At 38.7% G+C, this 22,253-nt stretch carries 24 protein-coding genes; 22 read left to right on the top strand and 2 right to left on the bottom strand.

All coding sequences use genetic code 11. The features are described from left to right. Positions 1-308 precede the first annotated feature (308 nt). The 22 genes from brnQ to WKT00_RS04035 all read left to right on the top strand — a co-directional run bounded on the left by brnQ (position 309) and on the right by WKT00_RS04035 (position 19,912). Positions 309-1,622 (top strand): branched-chain amino acid transport system II carrier protein, encoded by a 1,314-nt coding sequence (brnQ, locus tag WKT00_RS04140; RefSeq protein ID WP_101695449.1) that lies wholly within the window; start codon positions 309-311, stop codon positions 1,620-1,622. 275 nt (positions 1,623-1,897) lie between these two features. After that, positions 1,898-2,470: a PLDc N-terminal domain-containing protein gene (locus WKT00_RS04135; RefSeq protein WP_408608328.1), complete on the top strand. Its 573-nt coding sequence runs from the start codon at positions 1,898-1,900 to the stop codon at positions 2,468-2,470. 9 nt (positions 2,471-2,479) lie between these two features. Continuing rightward, positions 2,480-3,247 (top strand): phospholipase D-like domain-containing protein, encoded by a 768-nt coding sequence (locus tag WKT00_RS04130; protein ID WP_306346034.1) that lies wholly within the window; start codon positions 2,480-2,482, stop codon positions 3,245-3,247. Between the two features lie 28 nt (positions 3,248-3,275). Next, positions 3,276-4,679 (top strand): cardiolipin synthase, encoded by a 1,404-nt coding sequence (gene cls / locus WKT00_RS04125; RefSeq protein ID WP_101695448.1) that lies wholly within the window; start codon positions 3,276-3,278, stop codon positions 4,677-4,679. A 328-nt stretch (positions 4,680-5,007) separates the two neighbouring features. Next, entirely contained in the window at positions 5,008-5,403 is a 396-nt protein-coding gene (gene mutT / locus WKT00_RS04120) for an 8-oxo-dGTP diphosphatase MutT (protein WP_101695675.1), read from the top strand. 1 nt (position 5,404) lies between these two features. After that, a complete protein-coding gene (locus tag WKT00_RS04115; protein WP_101695447.1) occupies positions 5,405-6,988 on the top strand; it encodes a DNA/RNA helicase domain-containing protein in 1,584 nt (527 codons plus the stop codon). A gap of 21 nt (positions 6,989-7,009) precedes the next feature. Next, a complete protein-coding gene (locus WKT00_RS04110) occupies positions 7,010-7,345 on the top strand; it encodes a nucleotide pyrophosphohydrolase (RefSeq protein WP_101695446.1) in 336 nt (111 codons plus the stop codon). A 293-nt stretch (positions 7,346-7,638) separates the two neighbouring features. Beyond that, on the top strand, positions 7,639-7,845 hold the full coding sequence (locus WKT00_RS04105) for a tyrosine-type recombinase/integrase (protein WP_330403473.1): 207 nt from the start codon (positions 7,639-7,641) through the stop codon (positions 7,843-7,845). 162 nt (positions 7,846-8,007) lie between these two features. After that, positions 8,008-8,265, top strand: a complete 258-nt coding sequence (locus tag WKT00_RS04100; protein ID WP_330403472.1) for a tyrosine-type recombinase/integrase — start codon at positions 8,008-8,010, stop codon at positions 8,263-8,265. 109 nt (positions 8,266-8,374) lie between these two features. Further along, a complete protein-coding gene (locus WKT00_RS04095) occupies positions 8,375-9,253 on the top strand; it encodes a GNAT family N-acetyltransferase (protein WP_101695445.1) in 879 nt (292 codons plus the stop codon). Positions 9,254-9,375: 122 nt separating this feature from the next. Then, on the top strand, positions 9,376-9,525 hold the full coding sequence (locus WKT00_RS04090) for a helix-turn-helix transcriptional regulator (RefSeq protein WP_101695444.1): 150 nt from the start codon (positions 9,376-9,378) through the stop codon (positions 9,523-9,525). 20 nt (positions 9,526-9,545) lie between these two features. After that, positions 9,546-9,779, top strand: a complete 234-nt coding sequence (locus WKT00_RS04085) for a hypothetical protein (protein WP_101695443.1) — start codon at positions 9,546-9,548, stop codon at positions 9,777-9,779. A gap of 994 nt (positions 9,780-10,773) precedes the next feature. After that, positions 10,774-11,313 carry a DUF1697 domain-containing protein gene (locus WKT00_RS04080; protein ID WP_116440978.1) on the top strand — a complete coding sequence of 180 codons (540 nt, stop codon included), beginning with the start codon at positions 10,774-10,776 and terminating at the stop codon, positions 11,311-11,313. Positions 11,314-11,375: 62 nt separating this feature from the next. Next, on the top strand, positions 11,376-11,978 hold the full coding sequence (locus tag WKT00_RS04075) for an alpha/beta fold hydrolase (RefSeq protein ID WP_270666299.1): 603 nt from the start codon (positions 11,376-11,378) through the stop codon (positions 11,976-11,978). A 286-nt stretch (positions 11,979-12,264) separates the two neighbouring features. After that, positions 12,265-12,756 carry a nucleotidyltransferase domain-containing protein gene (locus tag WKT00_RS04070; protein WP_009263190.1) on the top strand — a complete coding sequence of 164 codons (492 nt, stop codon included), beginning with the start codon at positions 12,265-12,267 and terminating at the stop codon, positions 12,754-12,756. A gap of 359 nt (positions 12,757-13,115) precedes the next feature. Then, the gene (locus WKT00_RS04065) at positions 13,116-13,520 is read left to right on the top strand and encodes a single-stranded DNA-binding protein (protein WP_009262843.1); all 405 of its coding nucleotides are present in this window, start codon (positions 13,116-13,118) and stop codon (positions 13,518-13,520) included. A 202-nt stretch (positions 13,521-13,722) separates the two neighbouring features. Next, complete coding sequence (locus WKT00_RS04060) at positions 13,723-14,145, top strand: DUF3847 domain-containing protein (RefSeq protein ID WP_118661262.1); 423 nt, start codon at positions 13,723-13,725, stop codon at positions 14,143-14,145. A gap of 1 nt (position 14,146) precedes the next feature. Continuing rightward, positions 14,147-15,694: a MobQ family relaxase gene (gene mobQ, locus WKT00_RS04055; protein WP_118661256.1), complete on the top strand. Its 1,548-nt coding sequence runs from the start codon at positions 14,147-14,149 to the stop codon at positions 15,692-15,694. 15 nt (positions 15,695-15,709) lie between these two features. Continuing rightward, positions 15,710-17,617 carry an AAA family ATPase gene (locus tag WKT00_RS04050; protein ID WP_117549531.1) on the top strand — a complete coding sequence of 636 codons (1,908 nt, stop codon included), beginning with the start codon at positions 15,710-15,712 and terminating at the stop codon, positions 17,615-17,617. A 102-nt stretch (positions 17,618-17,719) separates the two neighbouring features. Beyond that, positions 17,720-17,923, top strand: a complete 204-nt coding sequence (locus tag WKT00_RS04045; protein ID WP_117549533.1) for an excisionase — start codon at positions 17,720-17,722, stop codon at positions 17,921-17,923. An 86-nt stretch (positions 17,924-18,009) separates the two neighbouring features. Further along, positions 18,010-19,272 carry a tyrosine-type recombinase/integrase gene (locus WKT00_RS04040; protein WP_340261126.1) on the top strand — a complete coding sequence of 421 codons (1,263 nt, stop codon included), beginning with the start codon at positions 18,010-18,012 and terminating at the stop codon, positions 19,270-19,272. Between the two features lie 160 nt (positions 19,273-19,432). After that, complete coding sequence (locus tag WKT00_RS04035) at positions 19,433-19,912, top strand: low molecular weight protein-tyrosine-phosphatase (RefSeq protein WP_101695362.1); 480 nt, start codon at positions 19,433-19,435, stop codon at positions 19,910-19,912. 108 nt (positions 19,913-20,020) lie between these two features. Here WKT00_RS04035 and WKT00_RS04030 read toward each other — a convergent pair whose 3' ends face one another. Together WKT00_RS04030 and WKT00_RS04025 are read right to left on the bottom strand one after the other, a co-directional pair. After that, entirely contained in the window at positions 20,021-21,067 is a 1,047-nt protein-coding gene (locus WKT00_RS04030; RefSeq protein ID WP_340261121.1) for an ABC transporter substrate-binding protein, read from the bottom strand. Positions 21,068-21,146: 79 nt separating this feature from the next. Beyond that, complete coding sequence (locus WKT00_RS04025) at positions 21,147-22,103, bottom strand: DNA/RNA non-specific endonuclease (RefSeq protein ID WP_101694035.1); 957 nt, start codon at positions 22,101-22,103, stop codon at positions 21,147-21,149. Positions 22,104-22,253 lie beyond the last annotated feature (150 nt).

Here is a 22,253-nt window from a genome sequence, read left to right as displayed (position 1 = left end):
GGTGGAACCCCGGTAAGTTCTTGTTATTGTATCCCATCCCTTCCGAGCCGAGATCCCCAAAGCATTGCAAGTAGGGGTTTCCGTGCAGGCTGCGTTAATGCATAGGGCTTGTTGGAGTCTGAAGAGGTATGGCAAAGAAGAAAACCGTACAATTTGAGTGGTACCGCGGGTATTGTATTTACAAGGCTCGTCTCAGAGTAATTTGAGACGGGTCTTTTTTATGTGGAGTGGAAAAATTTGTTTGACTCCACGGTCAGGAGTAGGGAATTCCTTACTTCATTCTATTTTACAGAAGAGGAGAAATGATTATGAAACTGGAAAAAAAGAAAATGCTGTTGGTAAGCTTTATGCTGTTTTCGCTGTTCTTTGGGGCAGGAAATTTGATTTTCCCGCCATTTTTGGGACAAAATGCAGGAAGTCACACCATTTCAGCTATCATTGGATTTTTGGCAACAGCGGTTGTTCTGCCGGTACTAGGAGTCATTGTAGTTGCCAGATTTGACGGACTGGATCGACTGGCCAACCATGTAGGCGTTAAGTTTTCCGCAGTGTTTACTGTGTTGATTTATTTGTCTATCGGTCCAGGACTTGGAATTCCAAGGGCTGCTTCCGTTCCGTTTGAAATGGCAGTAGCGCCGTATCTTCCGGAAGGGACGAATATGACGGTATGGATGGTAGCATATTCCCTGGTGTTCTTCCTGATTGCTTTGTGGCTTTGTTTTACTCCGGGAAAATTGGTAAAAAGAATTGGAACATTCTTGACACCAAGCCTTCTTATTTTACTGGTCTTTCTGTTTATTAGCTTTCTGATGAAGGGGCAGGTAGATGTTGCAGCTCCGCAGGAAGCCTACAAGGCGGCACCGTTTCTGCAAGGATTTTCTGAAGGATACCAGACGATGGATACGATTGCGGCGTTAAACTTTGGATTGGTGATTGCAACAACACTAAGTTCTTTTGGATTAAAAGAAAAGAAGAGAACCATGCACTATACGGTACTGGCTGGTGTGTTTGCGGGAAGTATTTTAGCTGTAGTATATATGATGCTGACTTATATGGGAATGTGTAGTTCCAATGTTTATCCAATTCAGGAAAATGGAGCGTGGACGCTTCGTTGTATTGTGTCTCAATTGTTTGGACAGCCGGGAGCAATCCTTTTGGCAGCCATTTTTACCTTGGCATGTTTAACCACTTGTGTGGGACTGATTAACTCTATTTCTCAGTTCTTTTCTACACAATTTGGTAAGTTTTCTTACCGTCAGTGGGTACTGATCATTGTTGCATTTTCTTTCCTGGTATGTAATTTGGGATTGAATGCAATTCTTAGCATCTCCATTCCGGTGCTGAATGCGATTTATCCAGTTTCGATTGTGTTAATTGTTCTGGGACTTTCACATCGGCTCTGGGAGAAGAATCGTTACGTGTATCCAATGGTAATTGCCGGTACAGGATGCGTCAGCGTGATTTATGCACTGGATGCTGCTGGATTACCGCTGGGTGTGCTGAGTGATCTTTGCCACAAGTTACCATTGTATTCTATGGGATTTTGCTGGGTTAGTGTAACAGTGGTGATGTTGGTCGTAAGTTTAATTGTAAATAAGGTTGTGAAACCAAAGGAAGCATAGGATAAAAGTGAATTTCTAAACATTACGATATAATAAGAGGAAGGATATCTATGAAAAATGATTCCAAAGAAACCGGATTACGCCTTTTAAAGAAGGGAAAACAAGGGATTTTCTGAATGATTTTCAGTCGATCAGGGCTGATTCTTGTATTGCTTGCCGTACAGGTTTTGTTTCTGTTTAGTATCTTTCATTGGTTTTAAGCTTTTCTGCCGCATATTTATGGTGGAGTTGTAATCTTTACTGTTTTTATGGTGTTATATTGGCTGAACAGTCCGATGAATCCTACGGTTAAAATCACATGGCTGGTAGTGATTATGCTGCTTCCAGTGTTTGGAGCTTTATTATTTCTTTATACACAGGAGAACGTTGGTCACCGTGTCTTGCAAAGAAATTATGCCAGATTAAATGAAGAAACAGAGAAATTCTTAAAGCAAGATCCAGAAACCGAAAAAAAGCTGAAGCAGCCTGATCCTGGGGCGGCGGCATTGACTCGTTATGTGCAAAGAAGTGGATGCTATCCGGTATATGAGAAGATTTCTGTTACTTATTTTCCGCTGGGAGAAGATAAGTTTAAAGAAATGTTGATCCAATTAGAAAAGGCAGAGCATTTTATCTTTTTGGAATACTTTATTGTAGACGAAGGGGAAATGTGGGGACAGATTCTGGAAATCTTGGCACGAAAGGCAAAAGAGGGAGTCGAGGTACGAATGCTTTATGACGGTACTTGTGAATTGTCTACCCTTCCTCACGATTACCCGAAGCGGATTAGGAAACTTGGTATTAAATGTAAAATGTTTGCTCCGATTAAGCCGTTTGTATCTACCCATTACAATTACCGGGATCATTGAAAAATTCTCGTGATTGATGGAAGAGTAGCCTTTAATGGAGGCGTGAACCTGGCAGACGAATATATCAATACTTATGAAAAGTATGGTCACTGGAAAGATACTGCTGTAATGCTGCAGGGCGAAGCGGTTCTTAGGTTTACGAGGATGTTTCTGCATATGTGGTCTTTGGATGAAAAGGAAATGGATTTCGATCGATTCTTGAATGTACCAATTACACCGCAAGCTGAAAATGGATTTGTGCTGCCTTACGGCGACTGTCCTCTTGACAGAGATAAGGTGGGGGAACAGGTCTATATCGATATGTTGAACCGGGCACAGAAGTATGTTCATATTATGACGTCTTATTTAATCCTGGACGGAGAGATGGAGAATGCATTAAAATATGCGGCAGAACGAGGTGTCGATGTGAAAATTATGCTTCCTGGAATTCCGGATAAGTATATTCCATTCGCACTTGCATTGACGCACTATCGATCCCTGATGGAATCGGGGGTAGAAATTTACGAATATACGCCAGGTTTTGTCCATGCAAAAGTTTTTGTATGTGATGGCAGGGAGGCTGTTGTAGGCACAATCAATCTGGATTACCGAAGCCTTTATCATCATTTTGAATGTGCTACTTATATGTGGGGAACAGATTGTATTCCTCAGATCGAAGAAGATTTTGAACTTACACAGGAAAAATGCCGGAAGGTTACTGTTGACATGATTCGAACAGAGCCGTTTAAGCGTCGAGTGCTTGGTTTTGTTGCCAAAACCGTTGCACCGCTGTTGTAACCGACATAGGAGACAGGGAGGTTAGACGATGCTGAAAGTGATTCTATTGATTCTGTATATTGCTACTATTTTGACGGTTATTTTTGTAGAACGAAAGAACCCGACAGAAGCAATGCTCTGGGTGCTTGTCATGGTGTGTCTTCCGTATGCAGGAATGCTGCTTTATCTGGTTTTTGGCAGTACGACTGCGATTAAGCTTACTTCTGTCTTGCGCCGCAAGAGGCTTTCCAAACGATTAGCTGTTGCAGAAGCGCCAAAGAATTTATTAGCCGTCCAGACGCTTTCCGAGGAAGATCTTCAGGTTATGCAGTTTAATGCGAATTATAATAACAGTCCGGTGACCTGCTACGATGATTATCAATTGTTCATTACGGGAGAAGCGCATTACCGTGCGCTGTTTCAGGACATTAAGGAAGCCAAAGAAAGTATTTATGTACTGTTTTATACGATTCACCATGATGTGATGGGAGAAGCACTGGTTAAAGCATTGACAAAGAAGGCAAAAGAAGGCGTTACAGTTCTGGTGATGTGTGACTTTATTGCCAATTTGTCTACACCGGGCAAAATGTTCAAGCCACTGATAAGCGCCGGGGGAAAAGTGATCCGGGTTAAGCCTTATCTGACCCATTACAGAAGCCACCGAAAGATCGTTGCTATCGATCACAAAATCGGGTATATCGGAGGCATGAATATGGGGAAACAGTATGCAAATCTTGCAGAAAAGAAAAATCCTTGGCGCGATACGCAAATTCGGTTGACAGGTGCCTGTGTCGCGACGTTGGATGCATATTTTATGACGGATTTCTTATGTGCGGTTCGACAGAGAGATTGGGAGTATATGGTCGAATATATGAAATCACTCAAACTTCCTCCTCAGCAAACGTCACAGAACCTGTGTCAGTTTGTTGTCAGCGGGGTGGATAATGACAAAGAAGCTGCCAAGATGAATTATCTAAGCATGATTCGCAGTGCCAAAAAGAAGATCCGAATCCAGTCGCCTTATTTTATACCAGATGCTTCAGTTCTTGATGCTCTTAAAACAGCGGCTGCATCCGGTGTGGAAATTGAGCTGATGATCCCGGGGATTAAAGCAAGCTTTTTCCTTGATCCTGTGACAACTTATTATGCAGGACAAATCATGGAATTTGGTGCAAAGATTTATAAATATCATGGATACATTCATGCTAAAACAATGACCATTGACGATGAGATATGCTGTATAGGATCGGTTAATATGGATATGCGGTCTCTGATGGTTGATGACGAAATCTGTGGTATCTTTTATGCCAATGATCTGGCGCAGGAATATATCAGAATTTTTGAGAAGGATATTTCAAACTGCGATCCTTATCTTTATGAGCAGTTCCTGAATCGAGGACAGAAAGAAAAGTTTGCAGAGTGTGTTTTCCTTCCGTTTGCCTCTTTGATGTGATGACTAAGGAGGGCAGAGAACAAAAAAGTGTGCTTGGCACACTTTTTTGTTGTTTTGGATTCTGGATAAAAAGGCAGGAACTATGTGCTGAAATAAAGGGGGAAAAGAGTTATAATATAAAGAATGAGAGATTTGGAGGGATTGTATGTATACATATGACGAGTTAAAGGAGTTTGCGGATCATTGTACAAGATGTGAACTATGCAAGACCAGAAATCATCCGGTTATGGGGAAGGGAAATTTAAGTTCTCCTGTCCTTTTTATTGCAGAAGCTCCGGGAAAGAACGAAGATCGAGATGGCATGGATAATGGAACAATAGGAGACAACATGAAAGCAATTAGAGTAGTAGCAGCGATTATTATTGACGGTGGCAAAGTGTTTGCAACTCAGCGTGGATATGGTGAATTCAAAGATGGTTGGGAATTTCCAGGTGGAAAAATTGATGCTGGAGAGACACCGGAAGAGGCACTTGTTAGAGAAATAAAAGAGGAACTGGATACAGAAGTTGAAGTGAAAGAATTGCTGGATACCGTAGAATATGATTATCCGAAGTTTCATTTATCAATGGATTGCTTTATTTGCAAGATTAAAGCAGGTGAGTTAGTGTTAAAAGAGCATGAAGCATCGAAGTGGTTGACGAAAGAGACATTAGATAGTGTAGAATGGTTGCCGGCGGATCAAGGATTGATTGAAAAAATTGAAAATTATTTAAGGGAAGGTTAAAATGTTTAGAATTACAGAAGGTGACTTTAAAAATCAAAAATATGGGGATGAAAGTTATCTATCCAATTGGCCAATGTTGTACATTTTGGAAAATGGAAAGCAAGCTTATATTGGTGAGTCGAATCATGTGAAAAATCGTATGTCTCAACATCATAGTTCGGTGGACAAACGAATTTTTGATAAAGTACATTTCATTTATTCTTCTAAATTTAATCAGTCAGTTACTTTTGATTATGAATCAAAATTGATTCAGTATATTGTGGCTGATGAATTATATGAAGTCCGTAATAAAAATGCGGGTATGGCTGATAAGGAATATTACGGAAAGAAAGAATATGATGAAAAATTTCAGGTTCTATGGCGTAGTTTACAGCGTGAAAAGATAGTGAAGCATTCTTTGGAAGAACTTGAAAATTCCGATTTATTCAAGTATTCGCCATTTAAAGAATTAAATAATGACCAAAGAGTGGCAGTAGAAGAAATTGTTGAGTCTTTAAAACAAGAAGAAAATCAAACGGTTGTTGTGAATGGGATGCCAGGTAGTGGTAAAACAATTGTAGCAATTTTTTTGTTAAAATATTTAAGAGATAGTGAAGAGTTTAAAAATAAAAAAATAGGTTTTGTAGTTCCACAAACGTCCCTGAGAAAAACATTAAAAGGAATTTTTAAAAGTATTTATGGATTAAAAGCATCAGATGTATTAGCTCCTTCTGACGTGACAAAACAGTATTATGATATTTTACTTGTGGATGAAGCGCATAGATTACATCAGTACAAAAATATTTCATATATGGGTGCATTTAAGGCTAGTTGTGAGCGAATTGGTTTGACAACTGATAGCGATGAGTTAGACTGGATACTTCATCAATGTAAGTGTCCTGTGCTTTTTTATGATGAGATGCAGGTTGTTGGTCCGTCCGGAATTGATGTCAAAAGATTTCGGAGTAAAATGAAAATAGAACAAACTAGACGATTGATGACTTATTATAATTTATTAACGCAGATGCGAGTAAAAGGTGGGAACGATTATATTTCCTATGTAAAAGAACTTCTGTCTGGAGAAGTTAAAGAAAAGAAAGAATTCAAGAATTATGATTTAATACTAATGACCGACTTCGCGAAGTTCAATGATTTAATGTATCAGAAAGAACAAGAAATTGGTTTGGTGAGAATGGCAGCAGGATACGCATGGGATTGGATTAGTAAAAAAGATAAAACTCTTTATGACATTGACATTCAGGGGATAAAGAAACAATGGAATCATTGTACAGAAGGATGGGTTCATTCAGAAAATGCAATTAATGAGGTTGGATGCATTCACTCTACACAGGGATATGATTTGAATTACGCTTTCATTATTATGGGGAATGAAATAGGATATGATCTGGATAAGAAGAAAATTGTGGTTTGTGCAGAAAATTACTATGATCAAAATGGGAAAAAGACGACAGGATATGAAGAACTTTTAGAGTATATACAGCATATTTATTATGTTCTTATGACGAGAGGTATTCGAGGAACATATTTATATGTATGTGATCAGAATTTAAGAGAGTATATTTCACAATATGTTGATACTGAATAATGAGAAAAGAGGTATATCTAAATGACACAAGAAACGATAAATGAAGTATTAAAGTTTCGAGACGATAGAAACTGGAAGCAGTTTCATAATCCAAAAGATTTGGCAATTTCTATCAGTTTAGAAGCTTCGGAGTTATTGGAAGTGTTCCAATGGAGTGCTGCAGATGTTGTTTGCGAAAATAAACTGGAGAAGATAAAAGAAGAACTGGCAGATGTTATAAATTATTGTATTTTGATGGCTGATACTTGTGGATTGGATTTGGATGAAATTGTTTCTGAAAAAGTAAAAAGAAACAATGAGAAATATCCGGTTGAGAAAGCCTTTGGAAGTAAAGAAAAGTATACAGAACTAAAGTGATAATATAAAAAACCTTGATTGTAAGACTGTGACGTCAGGAACCAAAGATAGAACAGCTGGCAAGTGATAATGTAAGAATAATGATAAAATCATTTTCATTAAACATGGTGGAATGTGCTCGGAAGTTATTTAAAACAGAATATTTATTAGTTAAGCAGAAATGTCTTGATTAGATGATGGAAACGTTGACTAATCAGGACATTTTTATTTTGTGTATTTTTAACAAGAAAATAAAAAATTAGTGGAAATCATACCGGTGATATATAATAAATTTCATAAGCAAGTATTATGAGGTGTTTTATATCTTATTTCACACGGGACTTCGAATTTCGGGATTTTGCGAACTTACTATTAAGGATATTGATTTAAAGAACTGTATCATTAACATCGACCATCAGCTTCAGCGAATCAGCAGCATGGAGTATCACATTGAATTTACGAAGACAAATGCCGGAACGATAAAGATTCCGATGACAGAGGATGTGTTTCGAATGTTTTAGGCGATTTTTGAAGACTGACCAACCGACCTTCTAGAGGTTATGGGGGATGGTTATGTTGGCTTCCCTTTTAGGGATAAGAGTGGGATGCCGGAAGTTGCAATGCATTGGGAACATCGATTTAAGCATACGGTGAATCGATACAATAGTATCTTTAAAGTGTAGATGCCAAAGGTTATGCCTCACGTCAGTAGACATACATATTGTGGAGATCAAGCGAAGGCAGATATGAATCCAAAGCCCCTGCAATATCTCACGGGTCATTCGGATATATCGCTAACCTTTCATGTGTACACTCACCTCAATTTTGATAATGCTGAAGAAGAACTGAAACGTATGGAAGAGTTCAGAAAGGCGCAGGCAGAGGCGGAAAAGAAAAATGATGCAAAAGCGGTATTACAGAAAATGTTTAAAGTTGTGTAGTATTGCTACGCAGCAGAGACGCTTTGGGTTTCCTGGGGCGTTTTTTATGGAAAAACAACGGATGTGACGATATAATGTATTGGAGTGAATTTAAAATGGAGATGAGATTATGACGGGCTCTGAATTACAGTGTAATAATATTTTGATTGATTATTTCTTTAAAGAATTTGTTTATCGAGATTTATATTTTTATAAGGGAAAGCAAAAACAGGAACTATGTGATGGTTTGGTGGAATTTCAAGATGCATATGTAGTTTTTCAAATCAAAGAAAAGAGGAAAAGTACAGCACAGGATTGGCTACAAAAGAAGGTATATAAAAAGGCGGTACACCAAATAAAAGAAACAATTGCAATGTTACAAGATGGAAATGTAATAGTTGTGAAGGAGGACACTATGAGCAGAGATGAACTATGCTCTATTGGAGTAACGTTTGTAGAAGATGAAAAATATACACTAAGTAGGTATGACGTGTCAGAGCAAGAACTGTTTTTTAAGGCATGGAATGAAACTTTTGAGGATACGCCACTTATAAATGATGAACAATTCAAGAAAAAATCGTGGACGGATATGTTATCAGATGCAAGCAAATTGCAACTTAAGATAATAGACAAATTGACGCAAGAATATGTAGGCGAAGTAGTTCTTATGAAATTTGATACAGAAATGCCAGAGATAGGAATACAATTACTTAAGAAATATCACAGTCAGGGAATTGGCACTCGAGTAGTGAATCTATTTGTTAATCGGTTGAAGTCTATTATGCAAGTGAAATTTTTCACAGTTAGAATTCGCTCAGATAATTATATCAGCCAAAGAATGTTTGAAAAGATGGGAGCAATTAAAGTCGGTGAAGAAGGTAAAGAATATGCAGAATTGATGCTTGAATTGATGCGGAATATGGGTAAAGAAAAGTTTGAAAAAGCAATTGAGAAAGAGTTTGAAAGTACACAAACATATACACTATGTTATAAACTACCAGTGGTATAAAATTCTATTAGCCTTGAAGCGAAAACGTGACGTAACTAATGGTTGCATAAATGCAAGAGTTAGTTGATAGAAATTAAATAGTCAATTTGATATGATTTACTAAAAACGAAAGAGGTGCATATATGATGTTGGCTGAGAATTTACAATTATTAAGAAAAGAGAATGGGTGGTCGCAAGAGGAACTTGCAGAAAAATGTCAAGTATCTCGCCAGGCTATTGCAAAATGGGAAAGTGGAGAAAGTGTACCGGTACTTGAAAAATTGATTTTTTAGCTGGGTTATATGAAGTATCTTTGGATGAATTGGTTGGAAGAATTGTAGTAGATAAGTATGCAAAAGTGAAACAGTACATAAAAGAATTTGCCGCAAAAGATATTCCGGTTGATGAGGATGATGACATATCTGCTATTGTTGTAAGGTATTTACTATTTGCTGAAAGAGAGGGATTGACAGCGGAACAACGAATGGTCGGGTTGGAAGAAATATTTTTATGTGATGCAGAGAAAGACAGAAGGGAAACACCTTAGTAGTAACCGTTCCCTTTTTACTATTATTTCTACTACTAACAGGTAGCCACAACTTGCAATAATATGCTATAATTTGCCTAGTTACCACTGATTAGGCAACAAAACACAAATCCCCGGAAACCTCGCAAAATACGGTATTTCCGGGCAAAAAGGAGCAAAAAATTACTATGATAAAAGTATTATTTATTTGCCACGGCACTCTTTGAAGAACTCCTTAAAAAGTCAGTAAAATCACTACTTGGAAGGTATTTGTGTGGAAGAAATAACCCGAAAATAACCCATAGATTTTTGTGTGAGTGTTACAAGATAAATAATTATAATTTAGGGATGTGACATGATGAGAATGAAAGCTGTAAGAATTCTAATAGTGGAATCTTATAGCTTTTTTTATAAATAAATTTGAAAGTAAAATCTTTATAATTTGGTATAGCGTGTTTTAAATGTAAAAAAGCAGATAGTTCTTTACATATGGATGTAACAAAAGAGGCGTTTTTGTGAAGGTGTTTATGAGGTGAGGTAAGAGTCTTTAGTGGGGGTAAAATCTTTACATGTAATATCCTGTGTTCAAAAGGTAGGATTTAAGCGAAAAAAGCATCGTGACCATGAGGAAATATAAAAGTAAAAAGTATTCTATGATAAAGTATAAAGGCTTAGAGGAGAATGTCTCTTCTAAGTTTTTTTAATAAGAAAGCAGTTTGGGCGTTTGCTTTTGAAGTTATAATAAGTGTAGTAAAACTTACACCAGATGGAACAGGATACCGTACTAAGATGATATTTGTTAAAGAGAAACTATTGATGGATAGAATGTCGGATATTCAGTTACGATTTTTCAATATAGGGTGAGAAAGTTTTTTTGATGAAGTGTAATAATATGTGGTTATATGCTTTGTAGAAAAATCCGTAGGAATTAAAATTTTTTGTTTTGTGGAAAGATTATAATTATGATATACTGAAAGAAAATGATAAATAGGAAGTTGTAGAGGTGGTTAAGAATATGAAAAGATATATCGCCTTATTGCGAGGTATCAATATAAGCGGAAAAAACAAAGTGCCAATGGACGAATTAAAGCAAGGTTTTGAAAAACTTAATTATACAGAGATCAAGACCTATTTAAATAGCGGTAATGTGATTTTTTCAAGTGATGAATCTGACACAATCAAGCTTACAAGCCAGATTGAAGAAATGATTAAAAATCATTTTAGTTTAAATATTCCGGTCTTTGTCATATCAAAAGAAGAACTTGAGGACATTTTACATCATGCGCCCGACTGGTGGGGAGATGAAAGTAAGGAGATTTATGACAATCTAATCTTTATCATGCCACCCGCTACATTCAAAGATGTATATAACGAAATCGGAGAGCCTAAAGAGGGATTAGAAAAGATAGAGGAATATAAAGAAACGGTATTTTGGTCTTTCAGCCGTAAAGATTACCAAAAAACAAACTGGTGGTCTAAAACAGCAAGTGCAAATATTAGCTCAAACCTAACGATAAGAACAGCGAATACGGTTAGAAAAATAATTAGTATGTAATAGCTTTTTAAATTCCAGTTTGTTTGTGCATTGATGATTATCTTGAACTTAGGAGGTGTTTAATGAAAACGGTTCTTTTACATGGGTTGGGACAAACTGCACAGGACTGGAAAGAAGTAGTCCAACAACTATCAATTTCCGATGTCGATTGCCCAGAACTTTTTTCTTCAGCAGAAGATGAAATATCATATTCGCAGATTTTAGGCGATTTAGAACAGCGGTATTCAGAAGTAAAAGAGCCGCTTCGTATCTGCGGTCTTTCGTTAGGTGCGCTTCTTGCGATTGATTTTGCTATTCGGCATGAAGAAAAAGTGGCTTCGCTGGTTTTGATTGGCGCACAATATAAAGTTCCAAGTTTACTGATAGATTTTCAAAATCTTATCTTCCGTTGTATGCCAAACAAGGCTTTTGAAAGTATGGGACTATCAAAAAGCAGCACCATAAAATTGGCTCACTCTATGCGGTCATTGGATTTTACTGTGCAATTAAACAATATTCGTTGTCCAGTGACAATTTTGTGTGGCAAAAAGGATACTGCCAATCTGAAGGCTTCTAAGCAGCTAAAAGAATTACTACCACAAGCTACTTTGCACATCGTTCCAAATGTAGGACATGAACTCAATAAATATGCACCAAACACGATTGTAGAGATATTAAACAACTAAACACTCAAAACCTTACTCCTAAACTGGGGTTGTATCCAGATGTTGACCAGTAATTTATCGTGCAAAAATATAGTGAGAGAAATTGTCTGACGGATAAGCGATTTCTCTCACTTTCATCACAATATCCCACTATACTTAGAGAGATGGATGAAGTATAATGTAAGCAACAAATTTGAATTTTAAAAAGGAGTGTGATGACCATGATTTTTGATTTTGAGCCTTGGCAATTAGATATTGATATTGACTTAACTAAACAATTATATAGAAGTTGTAAAGGAGACTTTGTATGGGTAGAAAAGAAATAACAACAAAAGAAGATTTAATGAAAGTAATAGAATTATTCGAAAATACTGGAATTACATACTGGTTGGATGGCGGATGGGGTGTAGATATTTTAGCTGGTAAACAAACAAGAATTCATAGAGATATAGATATAAATTTTGATGCTCAACATACGGAAAAATTGTTAAATGTGCTTTTGAATCTGGGCTATAAAATTGATACAGACTGGAAACCGGTTAGAATAGAGTTATATAGTGATGAACTTGGTTACTTAGACATTCACCCGTTCGTTTTAAATGAGGACGGAACTTCAAAACAAGCTGATTTAGAGGGTGGATGGTATGAGTTTGAAAAAGATTACTTTGGTAGTGTTTTTTTTGAAGGCAAAACAATTCCTTGTATATCTTTAAAAGGCCAAAAAGTTTTCCATTCAGGTTATGAATTAAGAGATAAAGATAAGCATGATATTTCAATTCTTGAAAGTTTATCAAAATAACATTGCTGTAATTTCTAAGATAAATTTCAGCTTGTCGAACTGAAAAACACTGTAATAACATGTGTAAAACAAAATGTAAAACACCCCATTGAGTAGGTAGGACTAAATACTCCTATGATTTCGATTTTGAAGTCATAGGGGTATTTTTTTGTGCAGAAAAATAAAAAATTTCCTTTTCCACCCTGTATTTTCCCCTCTGAGCCTTTCGTTATATGAGGACAAAAAAATAAAATTCCTTTTTTATTTGTAAAAAGCCCTATCTACGTTCTGATATATGAGGAACAAATTATAGTTGCCTTAAAAGAATCGGGCCTGATTCAAGAACAAAGAAAAAAACGAAAAGAGAAAGGAGAAATTACATGAACAAAACAATCTTAATGGGAAGACTGACAAAAGATCCGGAGGTGAAATATCTCCAGGATGAAAATAGTACTGCTATGGCACGATACACGCTGGCAGTAGACAGACGATATCGAAAGGATGGAAAGGCAGAAACAGATTTTATTTCCTGTGTTACCTTTGGGAAGAATGCTGAGTTTGCAGAACAATATCTGAAAAAAGGTTTGAAGATTTTAGTAAGCGGACGGATCCAGACAGGAAGCTATGTGAATCAGGAGGGGAATAAAGTTTATGCCACCAACGTGATTGTAGAAGAACATTATTTCGCAGAAGGGAAGAAACTGTCAGGATCAGAAAAGAAAGAAGATACCGATCCAGATGGATTTATGCATCTTCCAGACGGAGAAGAACTTCCGTTTGAGTAAGAAAAACTCGGATGCTGAAAGCAGAAGAGCGCACTTATATACCTTAAAAGGTATGTGCGTCCTACGGAAGTAGCATCTTTCTGAAGGGGAATTCCGAAAGTGTTGGCGGATGATCCATCCGAAGAAGGGTTCCCCTTCCGGCAGAAATGCCTATCCCGTAACAGAGAAAATGGAAGAGTTGAAAAAGGAGGAAAAGAACGATATGGCGAAGAAGAAAACATTTCAGGAATATACCCAGGAAGCACTTTATGAGATTGAAAAAACAGAAGCTGCATTGAAACAGGCAAAGCTTGAGAAGGAACAGGCAGAACACAGGATCCAGAGATCCTTGAATTATCTGGATACACAGAAAAAGAAAAAGCGAAAGGCACGAACCCATCTGTTGATCCAGAAGGGAGCAGCCATAGAAGCAATCTGTAAAGATACCAAATATCTGACAGAGGCAGAATTTTATCAGCTGATGGATGAACTTCTTCATAATCCCGCTTGTAAGTTTTGTGATGTCGTTCATGAAATGGTTCGTGGACGGGCGGAAGCGGCAGAAGCAAAGGAACGAGAATTCGCAGAAGAGGAAGCACTATTAAAGGCGATGCAGCGAGGTGAACTGCCACAGGGAGATGCGTAAGATGGGATGTTATCACTTTCATCTAAATCAATTATCCAGAGGAAAAGGGCAGTCTGCCATTGCTAGTGCTGCTTACCGAGCCGGTACAAAACTGGAATGTACGTATTATGGAGAAGTGAGTGATTATACGAGAAAAGGCGGTGTGGTATTAGCGGAGATCCATCTTCCCCAACAGGCTCCGGAGAGATTCAAAGACAGAGAGACCCTTTGGAATGAGGTGGAATGGATCGAAGGGAATAAGAAAGCACAGCTGGCACACAGCTTTGATATTGCCTTGATGAATGAGTTTTCTATGGAAGAAAATATTGAGCTTGCAAGAAGATTTGTAGAAGAACAGTTAGTCGCAAGAGGGATGATCGCAGATCTAGCGATCCATGATCCGAAGAAGGCAAAGGATAAAATACCCAATCCCCATATGCACATCATGGTTCCCATCCGCCCTTTACAGGAAGATGGTACCTGGGGACAAAAACAAAAAAAGATTCCAGTATTAACACCGGATGGACAGCCGGTTCTGAATCAGAAAGGACAACCGGTATTTCGGGCGGTACATACAACGGATTGGAGCAGGAAAGAAACCTTGGAAGAATGGAGAAGTGCCTGGGCGAGGATGTGCAACGAACTGTATGAAGAAAAAGGACTTACAGAAAGAGTCGATGCCAGATCTTATGAGGAACGGGGGATTGATAAGATCCCGATGGTGCATGAAGGACCGAACGTACAGGCGATGGAAGCAAGAGGAATTTCAACCGCACTGGGAAGTTTAAACCGACTTATCCGTGCCTTGAATGATATGAAAGAACGGGCAAAGAATCTTCTTCAATGGTCTTTGCTTCGACAAAGCCAGTTGATGGAACGGATGGCATCCTTACATCAGCCAACTTTAGCGGATTATCTAAGAAACTATTATGACAAGAGAAATGCAGTCGCAGAATCTTACGCTTATGGAACGAAAAAGGCAAAGAATACAAATCTGAAACAATTTGCAGAGACGATCCGCTTTCTGGAAGAGCAGGATGTGAGAAACCCAGAACAGCTGACAGAGAAAATCCAGGAATTAGATATACAGCTGAATGAGATGAGTCAGCGGTTGAATCAACAACTGTCTGCTTTGCGAAGTGTCAACAGCAATCTTTATGCAATGAAAGAGTATTTTGAAACAAGACCTGTTTATCTGGAATTAAAGAACAAATATTTTGGCAGGGAAAAATTCAAAGAGGAACATAAGAAGGAACTTAGCAGATATTATCGTTCGGAAAGAATCTTAAAAGAAAATCTAGACCCAAGTGGGAAGATTCCGGAAGGACAATGGAAACGAGAAGCCGCTCGTTTATCAGAAGAGATAGCTGCTTTACGAAAAGAAGATAAACGGATCCATGCCATGTTACGAAAGTATGAGGGAATCAAAAATCATGTGGAAGCTTTGATGGCAGAGGAAGGAGAAGGTGTCTCTCTTCCAGAAACAAACAAGCGGGAGCAATCCACAGAAACAAAAGAAGCAGTGAGAACCATGAAACGAAAGAAGAAACATCATGGAATGGAATTATAGGAGGGATTTTAGAAGATGGAAGAATATACAAGAGAACAGATCCAAAGAGCAGATGATACCGATTTATATGTTTTTCTTTCTGGGAGAGGAGAATCGTTCAAACGATGTGGGAAGGAATACCGATGGTTGCGACATGACAGTGTGATGATCAACAAGAACGAATGGTATCGTTTTAGTCAGAATAAAGGCGGCCATGCCATCGATTTTATGAAAGAATTCTACGGTCTTTCTTTTGCAGAGGCAGTCAAAGAATTATTAGGAGAAGAGGGAGCTGGAGAAACCAACAGAAGAACGGCGAAGGAAGATGCAGGCAGACAGAAGGTCTGCCCCATCCCCTTGCCTGGATTGGAACTGCCAGAAAGAAATGAAAGCTGTGAGATTGCAAGGAAGTATCTCATTGAACAGAGAAAACTATCGGAACATTTGGTGGATCAGATGATCGAAAAGGGAGATATTTATGAAAGCAAAGCATATCACAATGTGGTGTTCGTTGGAAGAGACAAAGAACAGAATCCCAGATATGCAGCTATGCGTGGAACTGATGAGAACCGATATCGTGGGGAAGCAAGAGGTTCAGAAAAAGCCTATGGATTTGGCCATATAGGAACGGATGAAAAACTGTTTGTGTTTGAATCCCCCATTGATCTTTTGTCTTATATCACTGCAGTTTCAGAAGAATGGGAAAAGCATAGTTATATTTCCCTGGGAGGATTGAGTGAAAAAGCAATGAAACGGATGTATACAGAATATCCTTATATCCATTCCATCTACTTGTGTCTGGATAATGATGAGCCTGGAAATGAGAGATGCAGGCAGTTTGTTTCTCTTATTCCGGAGGAACTGAGTGTGTACCGATTAGAACCGGTGAAGAAAGACTGGAATGAATGTCTGGTAGCAGAAGTTCCGGTAGAAAATATGGCAAAGCAGATGTGTTGGAGAGATGCCAGGGAAAAACCAGTTCCAGTCATGAAGATGTCGGAGGTTGAGGAAACGGTGGTCCAGTGGTTATGGTATCCGTTCATTCCCTTTGGAAAGGTTACTTTGATCCAGGGGAATCCGGGAAAAGGAAAAACGTGGCTTGCAATGGCAATCGCCGCATACTGTACAAATGGAAAAGAACTTCCCAATGCACTTCCCATAGAACCCTTTAATGTGTTGTATCAAACAGCAGAGGATGGGATAGCAGATACCATTAAGCCTAGATTAGCAAAATGTGGTGCAGATATGACAAGAGTACGCTTCATCAATGAAGATGAAAAACAGCTTTCTATGACGGACGATCGGATTGAAAAAGCCATCCGACAGAATAATGTACGCCTCATGATCATGGATCCCATACAGGCTTATCTGGGAGCCAATGTGGATATGAACCGGGCGAATGAGATCCGTCCCTTATTTCGACATCTCAGTACGATTGCAGAGAGAACTGGATGTGCCATTGTTCTCATTGGACATTTGAATAAGTCATCGGGAAGTCAGAGCGATTACCGTTCCTTGGGATCCATTGATATCGCAGCGGCAGTACGAAGCATCTTATTTGTAGAAAAGGTGGAAAAAGAGAAGGAACAGGATATCCGAGTGGTATATCAGCAAAAGGATTCTCTTGCTAAGAAGGAAAATCCGGTAGCGTTTTCTTTAGGAGAAGAAGGCTTAAAATGGTTAGGGGAATATGATATATCCATTGAAGATCTGCTGATGGGGAAAGCAGGAACGAAAAAGGAAACGAAACTGGAAAAGGCACAGAAGTTGATCCTGGAGTTATTAACCAAACGAAAAGTAATGTGTTTAGAAGAATTAGAGGCAGAACTACTAGCCTATGGGATTTCTTCCAGAACAGGAAGAGATGCAAGAAAGCAGCTGGAAAACAGAATGAGCTACGACTGGTGTCAGGGAAGAAAAACAGTTGCGTTGACAACAGAATAAAGGATGACATTGGCAAAAAACTACTTTGGCATTGGCAGTCTTTATAGATACCTTTGCCAGCCGCCAATGTCAAAAACAAAGATAATAGAAGGAGGCATACAAATGACAAGTTATGATATACCTTATTGGAAGAAGTATACATTATCCATTGAAGAGGCAGCATCCTATTTTCGTATTGGAGAAGGAAAGCTTCGTAAGTTAGTCAATGACAATCCAAATGCAGAGTATTTGCTTTGGAATGGGAATCGTGTACAGATAAAACGAACAAGATTTGAAAAATTTATTGATACACTCAGTGCGATATAAAATGAAATTTAAAAGAAGGAGGTGTTCGAATTAGGGGTTACATGATATACTAACAATATCATGTTGCGTCCCCTTGGAGGTAGGATATGATTTCAAAGAGACGTGATGATAAAGGCAGAGTTCTCCAGCAAGGAGAATGGCAGGAACCAAGTGGACGTTACCGCTATAAATATACAGATTCACTTGGTAAGCGTAAAATATTATATAGTTGGAGATTGACAGAAGCAGATAAGATGCCGGAAGGTAAACGGGCAGATCTTTCTCTCAGGGAAAAAGAAAGAAAAGTTCAGTCCTTACAGATGCAAGGGATTACAGGAAGTAACATTACAGTGCTTGAACTTGTGGAACGATATCTTTCCCTGAAAACAGGAGTAAAGCATAATACTTTAGCGAATTACAAATTTGTGGTGAATGTATTGAAAAAGGAAGAATTCGCTTATAAGAAAGTGGATGATGTGAAACTTTCTGACGCAAAGATTTTTCTGATAAAACTACAAAGAGATGGTAGAGGATATAGTTCCATTCATTCCATCAGAGGTGTTTTAAGACCTGCTTTTCAAATGGCTGTGGATGATGACTTGATTCTAAAAAATCCATTTGGATTTGAATTAGGTACAGTACTTGTTAATGACAGTCAGAAAAGACAAGCTGTTTCTCCGGAAGATGAAGCAAAATTTCTCGAGTTTGTAAAGAATGATCCACATTATAATCAGTATTATGATGCATTTTATATCTTATTCAAGACAGGTCTTAGAATATCTGAATTTTGTGGGCTTACTGTAAAAGATTTGGACTTTAAAGAAGATATTATCAATGTGAATCATCAGTTGCAAAGAACTCGAGAAATGAAGTATATCATCGTATCTACAAAGACAACAAGTGGTACGCGGTTACTTCCAATGGAAGCGGATGTAAAAGAGGCATTTCTTCGAATCTTGAAGAATAGAAGGAAACCAAAACGTGAGCCGATGGTGGATGGATATGGAGGATTTCTGTTTCTGGATAAGAATGGAAGACCAATGGTTGCACTTCACTGGGAAAAGTACATGCAGCATGCAAGAGAAAAATATAATCGTGAACATTTGTTGCAGTTGCCGCCAGTTACTCCACATATATGCAGGCATACTTATTGTACAAATATGGCCAATTCAGGGATGAACCCAAAGACACTGCAATATCTGATGGGGCATTCAGATGTATCTGTAACACTTAATATTTATACGCATACCGGCTATGATGATGCAAAGAAAGAACTTGCCAGATTAAAAGAAGCAAGGGATGAACTGGAAAAGAAAAAGTTTATAACCCAAAAACATGCACAAACAACTCATGTAAGCCTTATCTCATAAGGAATTTGGGACTTTAAAAATAACCCATTTGTACCACAAATGCCCGAAAAAACATGAGAAAATACAAGAATTTATAAGAAAAAGAACCTTTCAAGTAAAAAATGCACAAAGGCTGAAAAGCCAGTATTTATAAGGCTTTGAGAGGATATGAGGAGATAAAATGGAGAAAATAAAGGTACTATTTATTTGCCACGGCAATATCTGCCGTTCCACCATGGCTCAATTCGTTTTTCAGCACATGGTGAATACACGCGGCCTTGCCGCACAATTTCACATCGACTCTGCTGCTACCAGCCGTGAGGAAATCGGCAATGATCCGCATTATGGAACTGTCAACAAGATGCGTGAGGTTGGGATTCCGGTCTTGCCGCACCGTGCGCGTCAAATGACAAAAAAGGATTATCAGGAATATGATTATCTCATCGGTATGGATGAGTGGAATATCCGCAATATGAATCGGATCACCGGTGGAGATCCGGATGGAAAGATTCATATGCTTTTGGAGTTTTCCAAGCATCCAAGGGCTATTGCGGATCCCTGGTATACAGGCAACTTTGACGCCACCTATGCGGATGTTACAGAAGGGTGTGAAGCGCTTCTAGAATTACTTACATCGGGAACCGTTCTTTCTAAGTCTTGAAGCTTCTGACAGTGTCTTGTTATCGAGCACTTTTCATTCATAAAAATTCGCCCTTCTCTTCACAAACAGGATGTGCAGGGAGGGCGAATTTTTAAATAGTGTAGGCGATTATTTCTTTGCCTTTTCGGCAAATTTCGTTGTTACCAGTTCCTCATAAGGTGCTCGCTTAGTCAGTTCACCAGAAGTTTCCAAGATATCCTGTAAGAGATCAAAACTGTCTTTTTCAAATACAAGGTTCTCCTTCCAAGTATCCTGATCATAGTAGCGGGTGACAATGGTGGTAATGGTATCGAGATCGGTCTCCTTAAATTGTGGAGCAATTATTTTTGCAATTTCTGCTGGTGTATGGGATTGTACATAGTCTATACCTTTTTGAAGTGCATTAGTAAAACCTTGAATGACTTCAGGATTATCATCGATGTAACTTTGTTTCGCAGAAAATGCAGTGTAAGGAACATAACCGCTGTCTGTACCAAGAGAAGCAACGACATAGCCTTTGCCCTCTTTTTCTAAATTTGTGGCGCCTGGTTCGAATTCAACCGTAAAGTCACCCTGACCTTCTGAGAACGCAGCAGCGGTAGAACCGAAATCAATATTCTGATTGATCGTTACATCGGAGGCAGGATTGATATCGTTTTCTTTTAAGATGTATTCAAACACCATTTCCGGCATGCCACCTTTTCTTCCACCAAGTACAGTCTTTCCTTTTAATGCATTCCAGGTAAAGCCGGGCATTTCTTCGCGGGCAACCAGGAAGTTTCCGGCACGCTGAGTAAGCTGTGCAAAGTTGACGACATAATCATTTGCACCTTCATTATAAGTGTAAATGGATGCTTCTGATCCCATAAAGCCGATATCGGCGCTTCCGGAGAGTACGGCGGTCATAGTTTTATCAGCCCCAAACCCAGTCACCAGAGTAAGGTCAATTCCTTCCTCTTCAAAATACCCTTCCTCAATAGCAACATACATAGGAGCGTAGAAGATAGAGTGTGCCACTTCGTTTAAGGTGACCTTTACTGGTTTGGAAGCTGTTTCTTCTTTTTTTGTATCTGTTGTGGAAGTTGTTTCCTTTGATTCTTCTTTGGAAGTGCAGGCAAGCAGAGAGGCTGCTGCCATGGCGAGAATGAGAGTGATAGAAATGATACGCTTTTTCATAGAATCCTCCTTCAATTTTACTGCTATCAGTATATGTAGAAGGAGGATTCTGGTGCGTGATTAAAAAGTCAGGAGAGATTTATGGACGGCACCGATCGCAGGGATCCATGTCCTGATTTATCAATTCGTCTCTGGAGCCGGTAAATTCTTTTTTGTTTTTGGGCTTCATGTCTTTTACACTGGAACAATCCGGCTTGTGGAATTTATGAGTGTTTTTATTAATGATATAGGTGTCTTTCGTGGTTTCTTTTGGCGTCTCAGATTTATTGGTTTCCTTTGATTCGGCAGCAGTGTCTGTCTTATGGCTTTCTCCTGTTGCATAGTCAATTTCAATTCCGGGCTGTGCATTGTAGCAATACACGTTGAAAGTAACGCCTTTTCCATTATCTTCCAGGGATTTGGCTTCCATTTGCACACCACTGGCAACCAGGTTTTCACTTTCGTAAATAGGTGTGACGCGGTATAAGACATGGTTGTCAGTTTCGGAGACGTAATCGGCAATTTCATTTTCAAATGGAAGCATACCTTCCACATTCAGATACCTTGTACCGGTAATTAGATTCTCCTCGTTTGCATTTTCACCGGTCAGCTGATAACCGATTAGATGGCAGCGGTTGTAGAGATAGTTCCCATCCACCAGTCCGTTGTACTTAACGGTATGCCAGCCGGAGGGCTTAACCTGACCGATGGAACCACGCTCCTCGGTAGGCATTAAATCGGTTCCGACGCAGGCAGTGGCGGTACCGCAGCGTCCAAGTGTATCCAGTTCGCTGTAAGATTCATAGGAGTTAGTGTCTAACTCTTCTTCAGTAAATTCCGGTTCATTGTCGTTGATTTCTATGTAAGGTTCTCCGGAATATTCTGGAACTTCTTCTACAGAGGCTGCGGAAATGTCGGAAGCAGGGGTATCGGAATCTGTGGAAACGCCAGAAGTAGCGGTCGTGTCAGATTTATCTGTGGTATTGCCGCATGCCGTGGTGAAAGTAGCAGCAACAAGAAGAAGCAGGATATAGAAGTGTTGTTTTATTCGTTTCATAAATACCTCCAATGTGTTTTTGTTATTTTGATATCGCTTTATTGTTTCTAGTGTCATAATCATTTATATTATAGCGAATTCCATCAAATTGTCTATTAAAAAAAATGGAGATAAAGGCAGAAAAATGCCGGAGTTCCAGCAAGGAAAACT

The sequence above is a fragment of the Dorea sp. ICN-14282 genome, assembly GCF_037890115.1.
In the GTDB taxonomy this organism is placed as follows: Bacteria; Bacillota; Clostridia; order Lachnospirales; family Lachnospiraceae; genus Dorea_B; species Dorea_B phocaeensis.
Note: the sequence above shows the minus strand (reverse complement) of the source record. Positions and strands in the feature narration are given on the sequence as shown.